15 protein-coding genes are annotated in these 15132 nt (G+C 59.7%); 11 read left to right on the top strand and 4 right to left on the bottom strand.

Going from position 1 to position 15132, the window contains the following annotated elements:
- Positions 1-83: 83 nt before the first annotated feature.
- The 7 genes from OVA03_RS08420 (at position 84) to OVA03_RS08390 (ending at position 8350) form a co-directional block, all read left to right on the top strand.
- Positions 84-1007: a sulfite exporter TauE/SafE family protein gene (locus tag OVA03_RS08420; protein WP_267527669.1), complete on the top strand. Its 924-nt coding sequence runs from the start codon at positions 84-86 to the stop codon at positions 1005-1007.
- Positions 1007-1810: a TIGR02186 family protein gene (locus OVA03_RS08415; protein WP_189485475.1), complete on the top strand. Its 804-nt coding sequence runs from the start codon at positions 1007-1009 to the stop codon at positions 1808-1810. The genes OVA03_RS08420 and OVA03_RS08415 overlap by 1 nt, the downstream gene beginning before the upstream one ends.
- A gap of 55 nt (positions 1811-1865) precedes the next feature.
- Entirely contained in the window at positions 1866-4820 is a 2955-nt protein-coding gene (locus OVA03_RS08410) for an ATP-dependent DNA helicase (protein WP_267527668.1), read from the top strand.
- A gap of 163 nt (positions 4821-4983) precedes the next feature.
- Positions 4984-6051 carry a DUF2125 domain-containing protein gene (locus OVA03_RS08405; protein WP_267527667.1) on the top strand — a complete coding sequence of 356 codons (1068 nt, stop codon included), beginning with the start codon at positions 4984-4986 and terminating at the stop codon, positions 6049-6051.
- A gap of 108 nt (positions 6052-6159) precedes the next feature.
- The gene (locus OVA03_RS08400; protein ID WP_267527666.1) at positions 6160-7029 is read left to right on the top strand and encodes a chorismate mutase; all 870 of its coding nucleotides are present in this window, start codon (positions 6160-6162) and stop codon (positions 7027-7029) included.
- Positions 7030-7041: 12 nt separating this feature from the next.
- Positions 7042-8139 carry a histidinol-phosphate transaminase gene (gene hisC, locus OVA03_RS08395; RefSeq protein WP_267527665.1) on the top strand — a complete coding sequence of 366 codons (1098 nt, stop codon included), beginning with the start codon at positions 7042-7044 and terminating at the stop codon, positions 8137-8139.
- A gap of 70 nt (positions 8140-8209) precedes the next feature.
- Positions 8210-8350, top strand: coding sequence for a hypothetical protein (locus OVA03_RS08390; RefSeq protein WP_189485480.1), 141 nt, complete (start codon positions 8210-8212; stop codon positions 8348-8350).
- Here the strand turns inward: OVA03_RS08390 and OVA03_RS08385 are convergent, their stop codons facing one another.
- Positions 8351-9259, bottom strand: a complete 909-nt coding sequence (locus OVA03_RS08385) for a class I SAM-dependent methyltransferase (RefSeq protein ID WP_267527664.1) — start codon at positions 9257-9259, stop codon at positions 8351-8353.
- 21 nt (positions 9260-9280) lie between these two features.
- On the opposite strand from OVA03_RS08385, the gene OVA03_RS08380 reads away from it, so the two are divergent.
- Genes OVA03_RS08380 through OVA03_RS08365 form a run of 4 tightly spaced genes read left to right on the top strand, consistent with a single transcriptional unit; the run spans position 9281 to position 11775 of the window.
- Positions 9281-10114 carry a ComF family protein gene (locus OVA03_RS08380; protein ID WP_267527663.1) on the top strand — a complete coding sequence of 278 codons (834 nt, stop codon included), beginning with the start codon at positions 9281-9283 and terminating at the stop codon, positions 10112-10114.
- 57 nt (positions 10115-10171) lie between these two features.
- Positions 10172-10426, top strand: a complete 255-nt coding sequence (grxC, locus tag OVA03_RS08375) for a glutaredoxin 3 (RefSeq protein WP_267527662.1) — start codon at positions 10172-10174, stop codon at positions 10424-10426.
- A 3-nt stretch (positions 10427-10429) separates the two neighbouring features.
- Complete coding sequence (locus OVA03_RS08370; protein ID WP_267527661.1) at positions 10430-11302, top strand: carbon-nitrogen hydrolase family protein; 873 nt, start codon at positions 10430-10432, stop codon at positions 11300-11302.
- Entirely contained in the window at positions 11299-11775 is a 477-nt protein-coding gene (locus OVA03_RS08365) for a DUF1178 family protein (protein ID WP_267527660.1), read from the top strand. The genes OVA03_RS08370 and OVA03_RS08365 overlap by 4 nt, the downstream gene beginning before the upstream one ends.
- A gap of 33 nt (positions 11776-11808) precedes the next feature.
- On the opposite strand, the gene OVA03_RS08360 is transcribed toward OVA03_RS08365, so the two are convergent.
- From OVA03_RS08360 to ubiG, 3 genes are all read right to left on the bottom strand, one after another.
- Positions 11809-12819, bottom strand: a complete 1011-nt coding sequence (locus OVA03_RS08360) for a DUF4167 domain-containing protein (RefSeq protein ID WP_267527659.1) — start codon at positions 12817-12819, stop codon at positions 11809-11811.
- A 305-nt stretch (positions 12820-13124) separates the two neighbouring features.
- Positions 13125-13991 carry a peptide chain release factor N(5)-glutamine methyltransferase gene (gene prmC / locus OVA03_RS08355; RefSeq protein ID WP_267527658.1) on the bottom strand — a complete coding sequence of 289 codons (867 nt, stop codon included), beginning with the start codon at positions 13989-13991 and terminating at the stop codon, positions 13125-13127.
- A gap of 189 nt (positions 13992-14180) precedes the next feature.
- The gene (ubiG, locus tag OVA03_RS08350) at positions 14181-15020 is read right to left on the bottom strand and encodes a bifunctional 2-polyprenyl-6-hydroxyphenol methylase/3-demethylubiquinol 3-O-methyltransferase UbiG (RefSeq protein ID WP_267527657.1); all 840 of its coding nucleotides are present in this window, start codon (positions 15018-15020) and stop codon (positions 14181-14183) included.
- Positions 15021-15132: the final 112 nt, after the last annotated feature.

The following is a 15132-nucleotide window of genomic DNA, read 5'->3' as shown; positions in this document are numbered from 1 at the left end:
TTAATCGCGCTAAGCTTGGTTAACGGCCTGCATCTGTGTGGGCATCGCGGTCGATTAGTGCCTTTAAACCTGAGCCTGTGAACGTGGAAATCTACCTGCCCATTGCCGAAATGTCGGTCAATGTCCTGATCATGGTCGGGCTTGGGGTACTGGTGGGGTTTGTGTCGGGCCTGTTCGGTGTCGGCGGCGGATTTCTGATGGCGCCGGTTCTGGTGTCTCTGGGGATTCCCCCCTCGGTCGCCGTGGCCTCACAGGCCGGGCATGTGCTGGCGACCTCAACCTCCTCGGTCATGAGCTATAGCCAGAGCGACAGCGTCGATTACCGCATGGGCGCGGTCATGGCCGCAGGCGGCGTGGTCGGTGCTATTATCGGCGTTGAAATTTTCCGTATTCTGCGATTGTTGGGGCAGATCGATCTGGTGGTGTCTGTGGCCTATCTTTTGGTGCTGGGCTCCATCGGCGGCATGATGCTGAATGAATCACTGTCGGCCATGCTGCGCCGCCGTAAGGGCGAATCGCCCCCCCGGCCCAAGGTCAAGCGCCCGGTGTGGATATATGGCTTGCCGTTCAAGATGCGCTTTCCGCGTTCGGGACTTTATATCAGCTTCATCCCTCCGGCGGGGGTTGGTCTCTTAGTCGGGATATTGTCAGCCATGATGGGTGTAGGTGGCGGCTTTTTGATTGTGCCCGCCATGATCTATGTCCTGCGTATGAAGGCGTCGGTCGTGGTCGGCACCAGCCTGTTTCAGATTATCATCACGACCTTGGTGACCATGATCCTTCAAGCCGTGCGCAACCACAGTGTCGATATGATTCTGGCGCTGATCCTGCTGGCGGGCGGGGTCGTCGGCGGGCAGGCCGGTATCCGCATGGCCAACCGCTTTCGCGCCGATGAACTGCGCGCGATCATGGCGGTGATTATCCTGATGGCCGGATTGCAGATGGGACTATCGTTGTTTGTGCCGCCGCAGGATCCGTTTGTCCTCGTACCCACGGGGCAGCAATAATGGTCGCCGTCCTTCCCCCCGCCATACCACCGGCAATCGTTCAGGCCCTGCCCGAAGCGGCACCGTCCTCGAACATTCTCTCGACCGACCTGACCCAGAACCGCATCGAGGTATCGTCCTCGTTTCAGGGGGCCAAGGTTGTGGTCTATGGCGCGGTCGTCGAAAGCCGGGATCAGCCATCCGATGTGGTGGTGGTTGTCTCCGGCCCCAAGGCCTCGATGCGCCTGATCCGCAAGGTGCAGGTGGCGGGCCTGTGGCTCAACAGCCGCCCGGTGGTATTCGAAGGCGCGCCGGGCTTTTACATGGCTGCCTCATCTCAACCGCTGGATCGGATTACCGGCTTTTCCAACCGCCGCCGTCTGGGGCTGGGGGTCGATTATATCGCCATGGATACGCCGCGCGACACCAAGGTCGTGACGCGCTACGGCGTGCGCGATGTGGTGGTCAACAGCCTTGAGGACGATTACCTGGAGTGGCGGCAGGCGGTGACGCGTCTGAAACAGAAATCCAGCCTCTATAGCGACAATCCGTTCGGGGTGCGCTTTGTCGACCGCAACCTGTTTCGCGCTGAGATCGATCTGCCGTCAGATGCCCCGATCGGCACCTATAAGGCCGAGGTCTGGCTGTTTCGCGATGGGGAGCCGGTCAGCTACAGCGCCAAACTGCTGCGGGTCGAAAAAGTCGGATTTGAGCGCTTCATCTATGACACCGCCCACCGCAGGCCTTGGATGTACGGCATTGTCAGCGCCCTGATCTGCATCGGGCTGGGCCTTGGGGCGTCACGCATTTTTCAGCGGCGTTAAAACTGCGCGGGTTTTGTGTATTGGTTTTGCGCGCGTGGATGTTTAAGTTGTTCGGGTGACTCGCGATGATCCCCAACCCCCGATAACTGATGAGACCAAGCCCGCCGTCCTGCCGGATGCGCTGCCTTTGAGTTTCCGCGAAGTCTTGCCGGGGCAGTCTCTGGCCTTCCTGCCGTCCAAAGCGGGCCTGAGCAATGGCCATCAGACCCGCCGGATCGAGATCGTGCATTTGCGCGAACTGTGGGGCCGCGAAGCCGTGCTGGTCGCCAATGCGCCGTTTATCCGTCAGCGCCTGTTTGCAGGCCGCGGCCACCGCGAAGTGCAGCATTTCGATGTGCTGGAACTGTTCGCCTTTGTGCGTCCGGCGCAGTTTTGCGCCCCGTCAGTCGCAGGTCTGGCGCAGATTATGGGCTACGGCGAGCCGGACGGGCCGGAAGAGGGCGCGTGGGTTCTGTTTCGGGTGGCCGAAGATCTGTTGTCTGAACTGGCCGCCGCATCGGTGCCCTTCCGGTTGATGGCGCGGGCCAGCCTCAATTTCATGGCCAAAAACGGCTGGGTGTGGGCGGGCGCGGTTGAGGCGGCGCTGGCGCGCAATCCGCTGCCGGCCGATTTTGTAATCCCGCCAGCCCTTGAGGTCTGGTCGCTGCTCGACGAATGGGAGGATCAGGCCCCGGACGTGCCGCCCAAATCGGTATCGGTGACTGAGGACGAAATCGCTGACGCCTTGTCGCGCCATCTGGTTCGGGCCGGTCTTGATGAACGCCGCCCTGAACAACTGGCCTTTGCCCAGTCGGCGCGGACGATCTTTCAGCCGAAATGGGTGATGGATCAACCGCACATGGTGCTGGCCGAAGCGGGCACCGGCGTGGGTAAGACGCTGGGGTATTTGGCCCCGGCCCAAGCCTGGGCGCAAAAGGCGCAGGGCAAGGTGTGGGTATCGACCTATACCCGCGCCCTGCAAAAACAGATTTTCAATGATACCCGTGCCCTGTTTGATACCGATGCTGAGCGCCAGATGAAGGTGGCGGTGCGCAAGGGCCGGGAAAATTATCTGTGCCTGCTGAATTATCAGGAACGGCTAACCGCGGTCACGCAAACGCCGGGGGAAGCGATCATTGCGGGCCTGATGGCGCGCTGGGTCGTCTATAGCCGTGACGGCGATATCATGGGCGGGGATTTCCCGACCTGGTTGCCGTCATTATTGCCGGTGGGGTCGGGGGCGCACCTGTTTCAGTCGCTTAATCCGGCGGCTCTGGTTGACCGGCGCGGGGAGTGCATCCATTCGGCCTGCGCCCACTACCGGGTGTGCTTTGTCGAAAAGAGTATTCGTAAGGCGAAATCGGCCCAGATCGTCATCGCCAACCATGCGCTGGTTATGGCGCAGGCGGCTTACGAGTTGCACGCCGCCCAAAAGGCGAATTTAAAAGCGACCGATGACCGCAGCGAAGAACCGTCCGAAGTGCCGGTGCTGTCGCGCCTGATCTTCGACGAAGGCCACCATGTCTTTGAGGCGGCGGATTCGGCGTTTTCGACCGCTTTGTCGGGGTTCGAGGCGGCGGAACTGCGGCGCTGGATACGCGGCAACGAAGGCCACCGCAGGCGCTCACGCGGTCTGGAGCAGCGGTTAGGTGATTTGCTGGCCACGCGTGAGACGGCGCAGGATGCGCTCAAGGATCTGATCCGCGCCGCCCATGTCCTGCCGCAGGAAGGCTGGTCTCAGCGCCTGACGACGCGCACCCAATCGGGCAACATGATGGAGCCGCTGGGGCCGATTGAGGCCCTGCTGGCCACGGTCATGAAGCAGGTTGAGGTGCGTCAGGCCGACACCACCTCGCGCTCACGCTACCGCGCGGACACAGAGGCGGGCGGTGAATGTGAGGCTCATCCGTGCCTGCCCGAAGTGGCTGAGGCATCAAAGGCGGCGGCGGTGGCTTTGCGCGGGATCGAAGCGCCGCTGCTGGCGCTGGTGCGGGCGATTGAAGATGTTCTTGACGCTGAAAATACCGAACTGGAACCGCAGGAACGCATAAGGCTTGACGGGGCCTTGCGCGGGCTGGAGCGGCGGGCGCGCATCACGCTGCCGGCGTGGCGGGCTTTGTTGCAGCGTATGGCCAATGATGAGGATGAGACGAAACCGCCATCCAATCAACCGGCCTTTGTCGATTGGTTTGCCGCTGAGGCGGTGGGGGGGCGCGTGGTCGATGTCAGCCTTAACCGCCACTATGTCGACCCGTCGATCCCGCTGGCGGAATATGTGCTCAAACCCGCGCATGGCGTGCTGATGGCGTCCGCGACCTTAAGTGACGGAACCCATGAGGATCGGTTCGCTTTGGCGCGGCAGCGGACGGGCGCTAATCATCTGGTCATGGGGGCCAAGGATGTGCGCATTACCTCGCCGTTTGATTATGGCGAGCAGGCACGGCTGTTTGTGGTCACCGATGTCGCCCGCGACGATGCCCGCGCGCTGACGGCCGCCATGCGGGCGCTGTTTCTGGCGTCGCGCGGCGGGGGACTGGGGCTGTTTACCGCCATTCGTCGCCTCAAGGCCGTCTATGAGCATCTGCACCGTCCGCTGGCCGAGGCCGGGATATCGCTGTACGCGCAACACGTTGATCCGCTTGATGTATCGGACTTGGTCAGCGTGTTCCGCTCAGAGCACAATTCCTGCCTGCTGGGTACGGATGCGGTGCGCGACGGTATTGACGTGCCGGGTGGTGCCTTGCGGCTGATCGCCTTTGACCGGGTGCCGTGGCCGCGGCCGGATGCTCTGCACCGGGCACGGCGGGAGCATTTTGGGGGACGACTTTATGACGACGCATTGGTGCGAGCCAAACTGGCGCAGGCCTTCGGGCGGCTGATCCGGCGCAAAGACGATAAGGGCGTGTTCGTCATGCTCGATTCCGCAGCCCCGACGCGTCTGTTTGAGAGCCTGCCCGACGGCGTGGTGTTGCAACGCTGCACACTGGCCGAGGCGCTTACGGCGATTGAGGCGTTTTTATTTCCGACCTAAGAACTCCCCCTGTTGCAGGGGGAGCTGTCTTTGAAGTAACCTCAAAGACAGAGGGGGTAATATCGGACGATCCGGTTGTCTGATGCGCCAGTTACCCCACCACCCCCTTCGGGGTATCCTCCCCTCCAACAGGGGAGGTTCTGTGACTTAGAGGGACGCGCCCGTGACCGACGACACATTGACTGCCGCCGAGACACCCAAAAAAGCGCCGACCAAATGGGGGCTGGCCTGGCCGTTCCTGATCGTGCTGATCGCCCTTGGCCTCTGGAGCGCCTACTGGATCTATATGGCCCGTCAGGTCGAGAGCAACCTGACCGCTCATCGTGAGGCTTTGATCCGCGCCGGTTATCATGTCCAGTATGATCCTGTCAGCGTGCGCGGCTACCCTTTCCGCATGTTTATGGAATTTAAAAAGGTTGAGGTCGTGGCCCCGTCGGGTAAGGGCTTTGCCGCACCCGTGATTGCGGCCGAAGCCAATGCCTATGCGCTCGATAAGTGGGTGATGGTCGCCGAAAAAGGTCTCACCCTGTTGCGCGGCCGGCATGAAGGCCTTGATCTGGGGCAGGTGACGGTGACCGGCGATGCTCTGCGCGCCAGCGTATCGGGTCTGTCGAAGCCCATCTATGATTTGGCGATTGAGGGGCTTAATCCGGTGTTTGTGTCCTCCGATCCGGCGCGGCCCTTTGCGCTCAACGGGGCCGAGCGGTTCGAAGCCTATCTGCGGCCCAATGCCAAGACCGCCGATATGGCCGATATTCTGGTGCGCCTCACCGGCGCCAAGGGCGACCCGTTAAGTCTGGCCGGCAAGATCGGTCAAACCAAGCCGTTTACCCTGCACTGGGAGGCCAGCGTCAACCACCTGTCGCAGTTTAAGGGCGTCGATTGGGGCCAAAGCGTTGAGACCTGGCAAAAGGGCGGCGGGGCGTTGAGTGGCCTTAAATCGTCGCTGAAGATCGAGGAACTTAATCTGTTTCTGGAAAGTGACCTGATGAGCGTCGATAGTAATCGCCGCCTGAACGGTCAGCTTAAGCTTGAGATTTCTGGCTCAGGCGATCCGTTCGGATTTTTACTGTCAACCGGTCTGATTGATGCCAAGTATGAGCCCCTGGCACGGCCACTGGTTGGGGTGCGTATTGTGGCCGATAAACCGGTGGTCATGAATTTTGAATTCCGGGACGGCGGCACCTATACCGGCCCGCTTAAGGTCTCTGACGCACCGACCGTTTTCTAAAGGCTAAAAAGTTTCAATTGCATCAATGTGATAGGCGATGGCGGCCGCAAAAGCCCGCTTGCGGGCTGCCGGTGAAATGGCTATGTAAGATCATCCTTATGACGCAAAGTGACGACTGTTTTGACAGCACACCATCACCAACCTGTTGACGCTCCGTCCCTTGACGCTTTGCGCCAGCGCATAGATCAGATCGATGCGGAACTGTTGAGCCTTGTCGATACGCGCGCCAGTCTCGCCCAGGCTATCGCCCATGCCAAGACTATGCCCAAGACCCATGATGAGGCGGCGCTTGAAACGGTGCACCGCGAACGGGTTCCCGCAGCGCATGTCTCCCTGTTGCGTCCTGACCGTGAAGCGCTGCTGATCCGTAAGTTGTTGGCGTCACCGGGCCGTAAAGTCTCCGATGCCGTCATTATCCGCATATGGCGTGAACTGATCTCCGAATCCTTGCGTATTCAGGGTGCAGATCGCGGGGGTCTGCACCTTAATTTATGGGCGGGCGATAAGGCTGAGGTGACGTTATGGGCCCGTCAGCGCTTTGGAGCGGCTCCGGCTATCCAGCAGGCTGCCGATCCGGTTTCAGCCATAACGGCGGCGCGTGATCCGCGCCATGTCGGGGTCATCAGTCTTGACCCTAAGGGCGGGGCGTGGTGGGCGCGGTTGCTGGCGGAACCCCATGTCCGCGTTATGGCCGCCCTGCCGGAAGAGGCGAGCGGTCGACCGCGGGCGCTGGCGGTGGCATCTTTGCTGCCTGAACCGACCGGCAATGATGTGACCTTTTGGGTAACCGATTATGCCGGGCCGGATCATAAGCTAAGTGATATCCTGTCCCAGCGGGGTCTGATCGCCGATCCGATTTGTCAGGCATCGGGCTTGAAACTATGGTCGCTTACCGGCTATGTGCAGGAAGATGACGACCGCCTGAGCGGTTTTGGCAGCTTGTCCGGTGTGATTGGCGCGGCCGCCCGGATCTATTGAAAGTTTAAGCTCATGACCGATATCCTGACCCGTTTGCCGCAACCGAAACCCGGCATCATGGATATCCATGCCTATGTCGGCGGAAAATCAAAGATCGAAGGTGTTGCCGAACCGATCAAGCTATCGTCCAATGAGAATGCGCTGGGGTGTTCAGCCAAGGCTTTGGCCGCCTATGATGAGGCTCGCGCCAAGCTGTTTCGCTATCCCGACGGGCTGGCCTCGCCTTTGCGCGGGGCTGTATCAAGTTATCACGACCTTGAGCCGGAGCGCCTGATTTTCGGCAATGGCTCGGACGAAGTGTTTGGGATGCTCAACCAGACCTATCTGCAACCGGGCGACAATATCGTCACCGGTGAGTTCGGCTTTCTGGCCTATCGCATCAGCGCTCAGGCCTGCCAGTCGGAGGTACGTCTGGCACCGGAGCCGGAGTTGCGGGTCGAAATTCCGCGCCTTCTTGAACTGGTCGATGATCACACCAAGATCGTCTACATCTCCAACCCCGCCAACCCGACCGGCACCTGGAATACACCTGAAGAGATCGCCTACCTGCGCTCAGAGCTTGATCCGTCGGTCATTCTGGTGATCGATGAAGCCTATGCCGAATTTGCCGATGAGCCGACCTGGGAGACGTCGTTTGGTTTGGCGCGCGCCCACGACAATATTGTGGTGACGCGGACCTTTTCCAAGATTCACGGTCTGGCCGGTTTGCGGGTTGGCTTTGGCTATGCACCGATCGGTATGATTGAAGCGATGGAGCGGATGCGTATGCCGTTCAACATCAATCTGCCGGCCCAGTATGCCGCCGCCGCGGCCTTAACGGATCAGGCCCATATCGATGCCTCGCGCCAGCAGGTGCTGAACTGGCGGCCACGCCTTATTCAGGAAATCCGCGCTCTGGGATACCGGGTGGAGCGTTCGGCCGGAAACTTCCTGCTGATCCATTTCGACAGCGAGCAGATGGCATCCGATGCCAATGATCACCTGATGCGTGAGGGCATCCTCATCCGCTGGGTCAAGAACTATGGTTTGCCCAAGGCTTTGCGGGTAACGGTCGGCAAGGACAATGAAAACCGTGCCTTCCTCGAAGCCTTAGCGCGCTTTAAGGCTTAGACAAAGCAGCTTTGGCAGCCCCTTTGCAGACATCCTCCCATACGTCTCAAAATGAGGATGGGGTAGGGCTGTGGGTCGTGCAGAGACTATATGGAAATTGCCGCAGATCGTTCTGCGTCGGGCCTTTGGGCACCTGACCCGCCGCGACTATCACCTGGCCATGCTGATATTCTTAAGCGTGTTTATCTTCGCGTTTGTGGCTAATTCCTGATCAGAGCTTGCCTTCCTTGACCCCCAGCGCATCAGCCAGACGCATCCTGGCCGAACCGGGTCGCAGCGGCTTTTGCTGGTTCTCGTGCGGTTTCCAGCCGGACAGGGTAATGATCTCAAACGTCGCCGTAACCCGCCCGTCATCCTGCACGAACCGTTCCTGATAGAGTGCAAAGGCGCGCTCAAGGATCGCCTTATTCAAACCTTTGCGCGGGCGGTCATGCAGGATGTTGGTCTCCCCCATCGCCCGCAAATCCTGAAGCAGGCGCAACGGGTGCGCATAGGTCACGCTGACCTTATCAGCATCGACGACCGGCATGGCAAAACCCGTGCGCTTCAACAAATCGACCAGATCATAGCTTTCCGCAAAGGGTGCGATACGCGGGCCATAGCCGCCGCGCACCTCAATCTCAGCCTCCATCAGGACGGCGCGCAGTTCTTTGAGCGTCTCCCCACCCAGCATCGAACCGATAAACAGCCCGTCGCCTTTCAGCGCCCGACGGATCTGCACCAGCACACCCGGCAGATCATTGACGCTGTGCAGATTAAGGGGGGCTACGATCAGATCGAGCGTATCATCGCCGAACGGCAGGGCCTCTTCGTCCAGCACCATCTGGAGGTGGCCATTGCCCGTCCGCCCGCGGGTCATGCCGTGCGAAATATCGGCCTCGATTAGCGTGCCGATCTTGGTTGAGGCATGGGATGATTTTAAACACTTGCCAAAGGTGCCGTCTCTGGCCCCAATATCGAGTGTCAGATCAAATGTGCGGTTGATGGCGCTTAGGGTATCTAAGGCATCTTCTACCGCGCGGATTTTCAGGAAACTGGCTGCACCAAAGCCTTCGGCCACGCGGTCGAGGCGGCGGGCGAGAAGCGAACGGTCAAAAAGACGCGGGGGAGCTTGAGTCATGGGGCCGGGGGATAGGGGACAATGAATAACAGATGGGCGTTCATAGGCGAATTGCCAACCAAGGTTAAGGGGCTGATCGCAGATAATGGCCGTAATGCCGTGCGCGGCGTGATTGATGCCATCTATCCGGCCCAGTTGCTGGACCGCGATCCCCATGATCCGGTCAATTACGCGGCCCCCAATGAGGCGATGATGCTGGGGGGCCTGTCGGCGGACACTTGGGGTCAGATCCGGTTTTTAAGCGATGAGGGCTGCGATATGTGTGCGCGGCCGCTGGCGGGGGGCATTTATCTGGGGGCCGGGGGGCGTTGCGAAGGCTGCACGTTAAAACCGTTTCCGTTTGTGCGCACGCGGGCGGCCTGTCTTTATGGGGAGGCGTCCAAAAGCCTGATCCTGCCGTTCAAACATGCTGACCGCACCGATATCGGGCCGATGTTTACGCAGTGGATCGGGCGGGCGGCGGCAGAACTGATCAGGGACTGCGATGTTATCGTGCCGGTGCCGCTGCATTGGACGCGACTGTGGACCCGGCGCTACAATCAGGCGGCGGAGATCGCCCGGCCTCTGGCGCGGCAGTATGATAAGGACTATCTGGCCGATGGCCTGCGCCGGATTAAGGCGACCAAGCGCCAAAGCTCCCGAACCGAGAGGACCAAAAACGTCAAAGGTGCGTTTGTCGTGACGCCTGCGGGTACGCGGCGCTTAAGGGGCCGTCATGTCGTGCTGGTGGATGATGTGTTCACGACCGGCGCAACCGTGCGGGCCTGCGCCGAGGCTTTGGTGGCCGTCGGGGTGCGCCAGGTCGATGTGGCGGTGATCGCCCGCGCCGCCCCGGATATGGATGCGGCACTTTAATTATTCTGCATCTGGATTATATACAGTTTAATATTACACGTCAGCGGAAGTTGTTTTATGGCCAAGATCGAAATCTACACCAAACCCTACTGCCCCTATTGTGAGCGCGCCAAGGCGTTGTTTGACAAAAAAGGGGCTGCCTACGAGGAGTTTGTGGCCTCCCATGACCCGGAACTGCGCGCCCAGATGAATCAGCGCTCCGGCCGCAGCACCTATCCGCAGATCTTCATCGATGGCCTGCATGTCGGCGGGTGCGATGATCTGGTGGCGCTCGATTCGCGCGGCGGGCTTGATCCGTTGCTGGCAGGATAAATCGTGCCTGATACGCTTAAAATCGCCCTCATTCAGTTGACCACACCCGCCGATCAGGCGGCGGCGTTGGCTCAGGCTGTGCCGCTTATTGAGCGGGCGGCGGCGGAGGGCGCGCAGCTTATCCTGACGCCGGAATGTTCCAACCTGATGGAAATCCGAAAGGATCAGAAGGGCCTCAAGGTCACGGTAGCGGAGAAAGATGTATGCGTTCAGGGCTATCGTGATCTGGCGCGGCGATTGTCGGTGCCGATCCTGATGGGGTCGGCGATCGTGATGGAAAACGAGGGTGAACTGCGCTCAAGCAGCGATAGCGGTAGCGCGACTAAAGACCACCATGCCGTCAACCGTACCCTGCTGATCGGGCCGGACGGTGAGCTTATCGACGTCTACGATAAGGTGCATCTGTTCGATGTCGAACTGGCGAACGGTGAATCCTATAAGGAAAGTAACGGAATCACCGGCGGTACCCGTGCGGTGGTGGCAGATGTCGCGGGCGTCAAACTGGGCATGAGCATTTGCTATGATGTGCGCTTTGCCTATCTGTTCCGGATGCTGGCCAAGGCCGGGGCATCGGTGATCACCACGCCGGCGGCCTTTACTCAGCCTACGGGTAAGGCCCACTGGGAAGTGCTTTTGCGGGCACGGGCGATTGAAACCGGCGCGTTTGTGCTGGCTCCGGCGCAAGGGGGGCTGCACGAAGATGGTCGCAAGACTTGGGGCCATTCTCTGGTGGTGGGGCCGTGGGGTGAGGTGATCGCGTCGCTGGATCACGACCGGCCTGATGTGCTGTTCGCCACACTGGATCTGTCTGAGGTGGCTAAGGCACGGGCGGCGCTGCCGCAGCTTAAGCACGATCGGGATATCGTCCTGTCATGATCCGTTACGCGTTAAGGTGTCCGCACGCCCATGAGTTCGAGGCGTGGTTTTCATCCTCCTCCGGTTTTGAGGATCAGCAGACGCGCGGGCTCATCGAATGTCCGATGTGCGGCGCAACCGAGGTTGAAAAAGCCATTATGGCCCCCAGCGTGCGCACCACCAAGGGCAAGGATCCGGTTGCGGAAGCGCATAGGGTCATGGCCGAAGCCGCCTATCAGATGCGCCAGCATGTCGAAAAGAACTTTGATTATGTCGGGGAAGGCTTTGCCAGGGAAGCCCGCGATATCCATGAGGGCTATTCCAAAGACCGGCCCATTTACGGCGAAGCGACCCCGCAGGATGTCAAATCCCTGATCGAAGATGGCGTGCCGGTGATGCCTCTGCCGGTGATGAAGCCGGTAGCCCCTCAATCCGATGTGCCGGTTGTGCCGTCACCGGCCCCAAAACCTGCGGGTAATTCAAAACTGAATTAAAAAAAGCCCGCCAATCTGGCGGGCTTTTCGTATTTAGGCTTCTTCGGAGGTGGGCTCGGCCTCAGCCTTTTTGCGCCGTGGCGCACGCGGCTTTTTGACCGCCTCAGCAGGGGCGTCATCCGCTTCAGGGGCGCTAGAGACCGCTTCGACCTCACGCGGGATACGCGGGGCGCGCAGGAAAGCCGGCAGGTGGTCGGCATCGACGCTGGCGGGTGGCGGTGTAAAGGCGGGTTCTGAAACCGGTGCCAGAGGCACGGGCGCTAAGGGCACCAAAGGCTCGGTCGAGGCGATGACCGGCGGCGCACCCAGCGGATCAGCGATAATCTGCTCCTGTTCGTTCAGGCGCTGACTGCGACGGCGCTCATAGCGCTCACGGCGGGTTTCGCGGCGATTACCATCGGCATCAAATTGGTCACGCTCAGGGCCACGGTCGGCGGCTACGCGCTCAGGAGCACGATCTGGCCCGCGCTCAGGACGCGGCTCACGCGGTTCTCTGGGCTCGCGCGCCTCATAGGGGCGGTCGCGATTGCGGTCACGGTCATTACGGTCGCGATTGCGATCGTTACGATCCCGGTCGTTGCGATCACGATTATTGCGGTCGCGGTTGCGGTCATCATTGCGATTGTCGTTTCGGGGGCGCTGATCGCCTTCGGTTGAGGCGTCACCGGCCTCATAGGCTTCGGTCTCGGTCGCTTCGGCCTGAACCTCACCATTTTCGTTTTCGCCGTCGCCGTCTTCTTCGACATCATAGAAGTTCGAGAACGGGTCACGCACCACAAATTCAGATACCGCACGGGTCGGCTGCATCTGGCGGATCAGGCGGAAATAATGCTCGGCATGTTGCAGATAGTTTTCGGCCAGAACCCGGTCGCCGGACGAATTGGCGTCACGGGCAAGCTGCTGATATTTTTCGTAGATGGTCTGGGCATTGCCGCGAACCTTGGCACCTTCCGGCCCGGTCGATTCGTAGGCGCGGTTGGGATTGTTGTTCTGCTGACCAGAGGGTTTAGTGGTATTGCGATTCCGGCCACGTTGCCGTTTCATACCCCTGAAATCTTTCATGTGTGTGCGACCGTTCTATACGCTTCGCCCGCAGTGGGGCGGCAAATTTTCGTAAATCCAGCAAATGCTTATGGTTATTCGGATGGATACGACCATAGTATTTGGTGATGTCTTTTGGGTCGGTTTGTGCGCGCGGGGTGGCCCCGTATGAAATACCCGTCGTGCGCCCGACCAGCCTGCTTCGCCCAATTTACGTGATACGGACTATTCGTATCACCGCAGGCGTTAACAAGGGATGGAAGACACCCCTTGATTAGCGGCAAATCTATCAAACGCCAAGCGATTTTTTAAAGGACGAACTTTTGACCGATCACGATGCGCGGGTTTGTTGACAGGTCAAGCAGGGTGTGGACGTTGATGAATCCCGCCTCTTTCATAAGCTTTTCAACGGCTTCGGATTGATCGAAGCCGATTTCGATATAGGCCATGCCGTCTTTTTTCAGGACGCGGAAAACATCGGGGATAAGCTCGATATAGGCTTGCAGGCCGTCCGGTCCGCCGTCCAGCGCCAGAATCGGGTCGTGTTCTTTCACTTCCGGATCCAGGGTCGGAATCACTTCTGAGCGGATATAGGGTGGGTTTGAAGCGACAAAATCAAAGCTGTCATCGGCCATGCCGACCGCCCAGGAGGTGCGTAAAAATGCCGCACGTCCCGCAAGGCCCAGATTGGCGGCATTTTCGCGCGCTACGGCCAGGGCTTCTTCGGAAATGTCGGTGCCTAAGCCCCGTGCGGCGGGTCGCTCGGCCAGAATCGACAGCAGAATTGCGCCCGAACCGACGCCCAGATCGGCGACCTGAAACGACTGGCCCTCTTCGGTGCGCTTCAATATCAGATCGACCAGACACTCGGTCTCCGGGCGCGGTGACAGGACGTGGGAATTGATGTTGAGCATCAGCTTCCAGAAGCCCTTGCGGCCTAAGATTCGCGACACGGGCATCCGCTTGAGGCGCTTTGACAGATAATCTTCGAGGGTGGCGACCTGATCGGCGGTCAGCGGACGATACGGGTCGGTGACGATTTCGGTGCGTGAGGCGCCGGTGGCGGCCTCCAGCAGCAGGCGGGCATCGATGGCCGGGGAATCGAGCCCTGCGGCCTTGAGACGGGCTTGGGCGGATTTCCAGGCGGTGACGAGGGTAGTTGTGGTTTCGGTCATAGGTGGTTCCGTTTGTTCCTCTCCCCGCAAGCGGGGAGAGGGAAGGGTGAGGGGCCTGGGGCGGATCGGGAGTACGGCAAAATGACATTGCCCCTCATCCGGTTTTCGGCCTTGCCTCAAACCACCTTCTCCCCGCAATCATAGCGCGCTAACGCTGCGCTGTTTGAGCGCAAAGAGGGGAGAAGGCGTTCAAAAATGCCGCGCCACCATCATATAGTTGACCGCTATATCGTTCGACAATGCCCATTGGTCAAGTATCGGGTTATAGCTGACCCCCACGGCCGGATCAGGCGTCAGGTCAGTTTCCGACAAAAAGTCCTCGATCTCGGACGGTTTCAGAAACTTATTCCAGTCATGGGTCCCTTGCGGCACCCAGCGCAGCACATATTCGGCGGCGACGATCCCCAGCGCAAAGGCCTTGGTGGTGCGGTTAAGCGTGGCCACAAACATCAGCCCGCCGGGCTTAACCAAAGACGCGCAGGTTTTCAGGAACTCACGCGGATCAGCGACGTGCTCGATCACTTCCATGCACAGGACGACATCAAACTGAGGCTCACCCGACGCCGCCAATTGTTCAACCGTCTGGGCCAGATAGCGGATATCGAGCCCGCCTTGCGCCGCGTGGGCCTTGGCCGTGCCGATGTTTTTCTCAGACGCATCAAGGCCGGTGACCTCAAACCCCATCCGTCGCATGGGTTCACTCAACAACCCGCCGCCGCAGCCGACATCGAGCAGGCGCATGTTCACGAACGGTTTTACATCATCTCCATCCAAATGAGGGAAGTGCATCAGGCACGTATCGCGGATAAAGCGCACGCGGGTCGGGTTGAACTTGTGCAGAGGCGCAAATTCGCCCTTCACGTCCCACCATTTGGCAGCCAACGCTGAAAAACGGGCCACTTCAGCTTCGTCGATCGAAAATCCACTCGCCGGTGAATTTGTCGCATCAGTTACGGGTTTTTCGGAATTTTCACCGCCAGATGCCGCGAAAGCTTGCGTTTCGGGAATATTTTTTCGCGTAAGCGCCATTTTTTATGTCCATTTCGCGGGCGAAACCGCAGCGCAACTCTTGCCGCGCGGCTTTTGTGTCGCTAGATATGCCCGCCTTAAGCGACGGGCAAGCTTTAAGAATAGGTCTTCA

It is taken from the genome of Asticcacaulis sp. SL142 (genome assembly GCF_026625745.1).
Taxonomy (GTDB): domain Bacteria; phylum Pseudomonadota; class Alphaproteobacteria; order Caulobacterales; family Caulobacteraceae; genus Asticcacaulis.
This window is presented reverse-complemented; position numbering and strand designations above follow the sequence as displayed.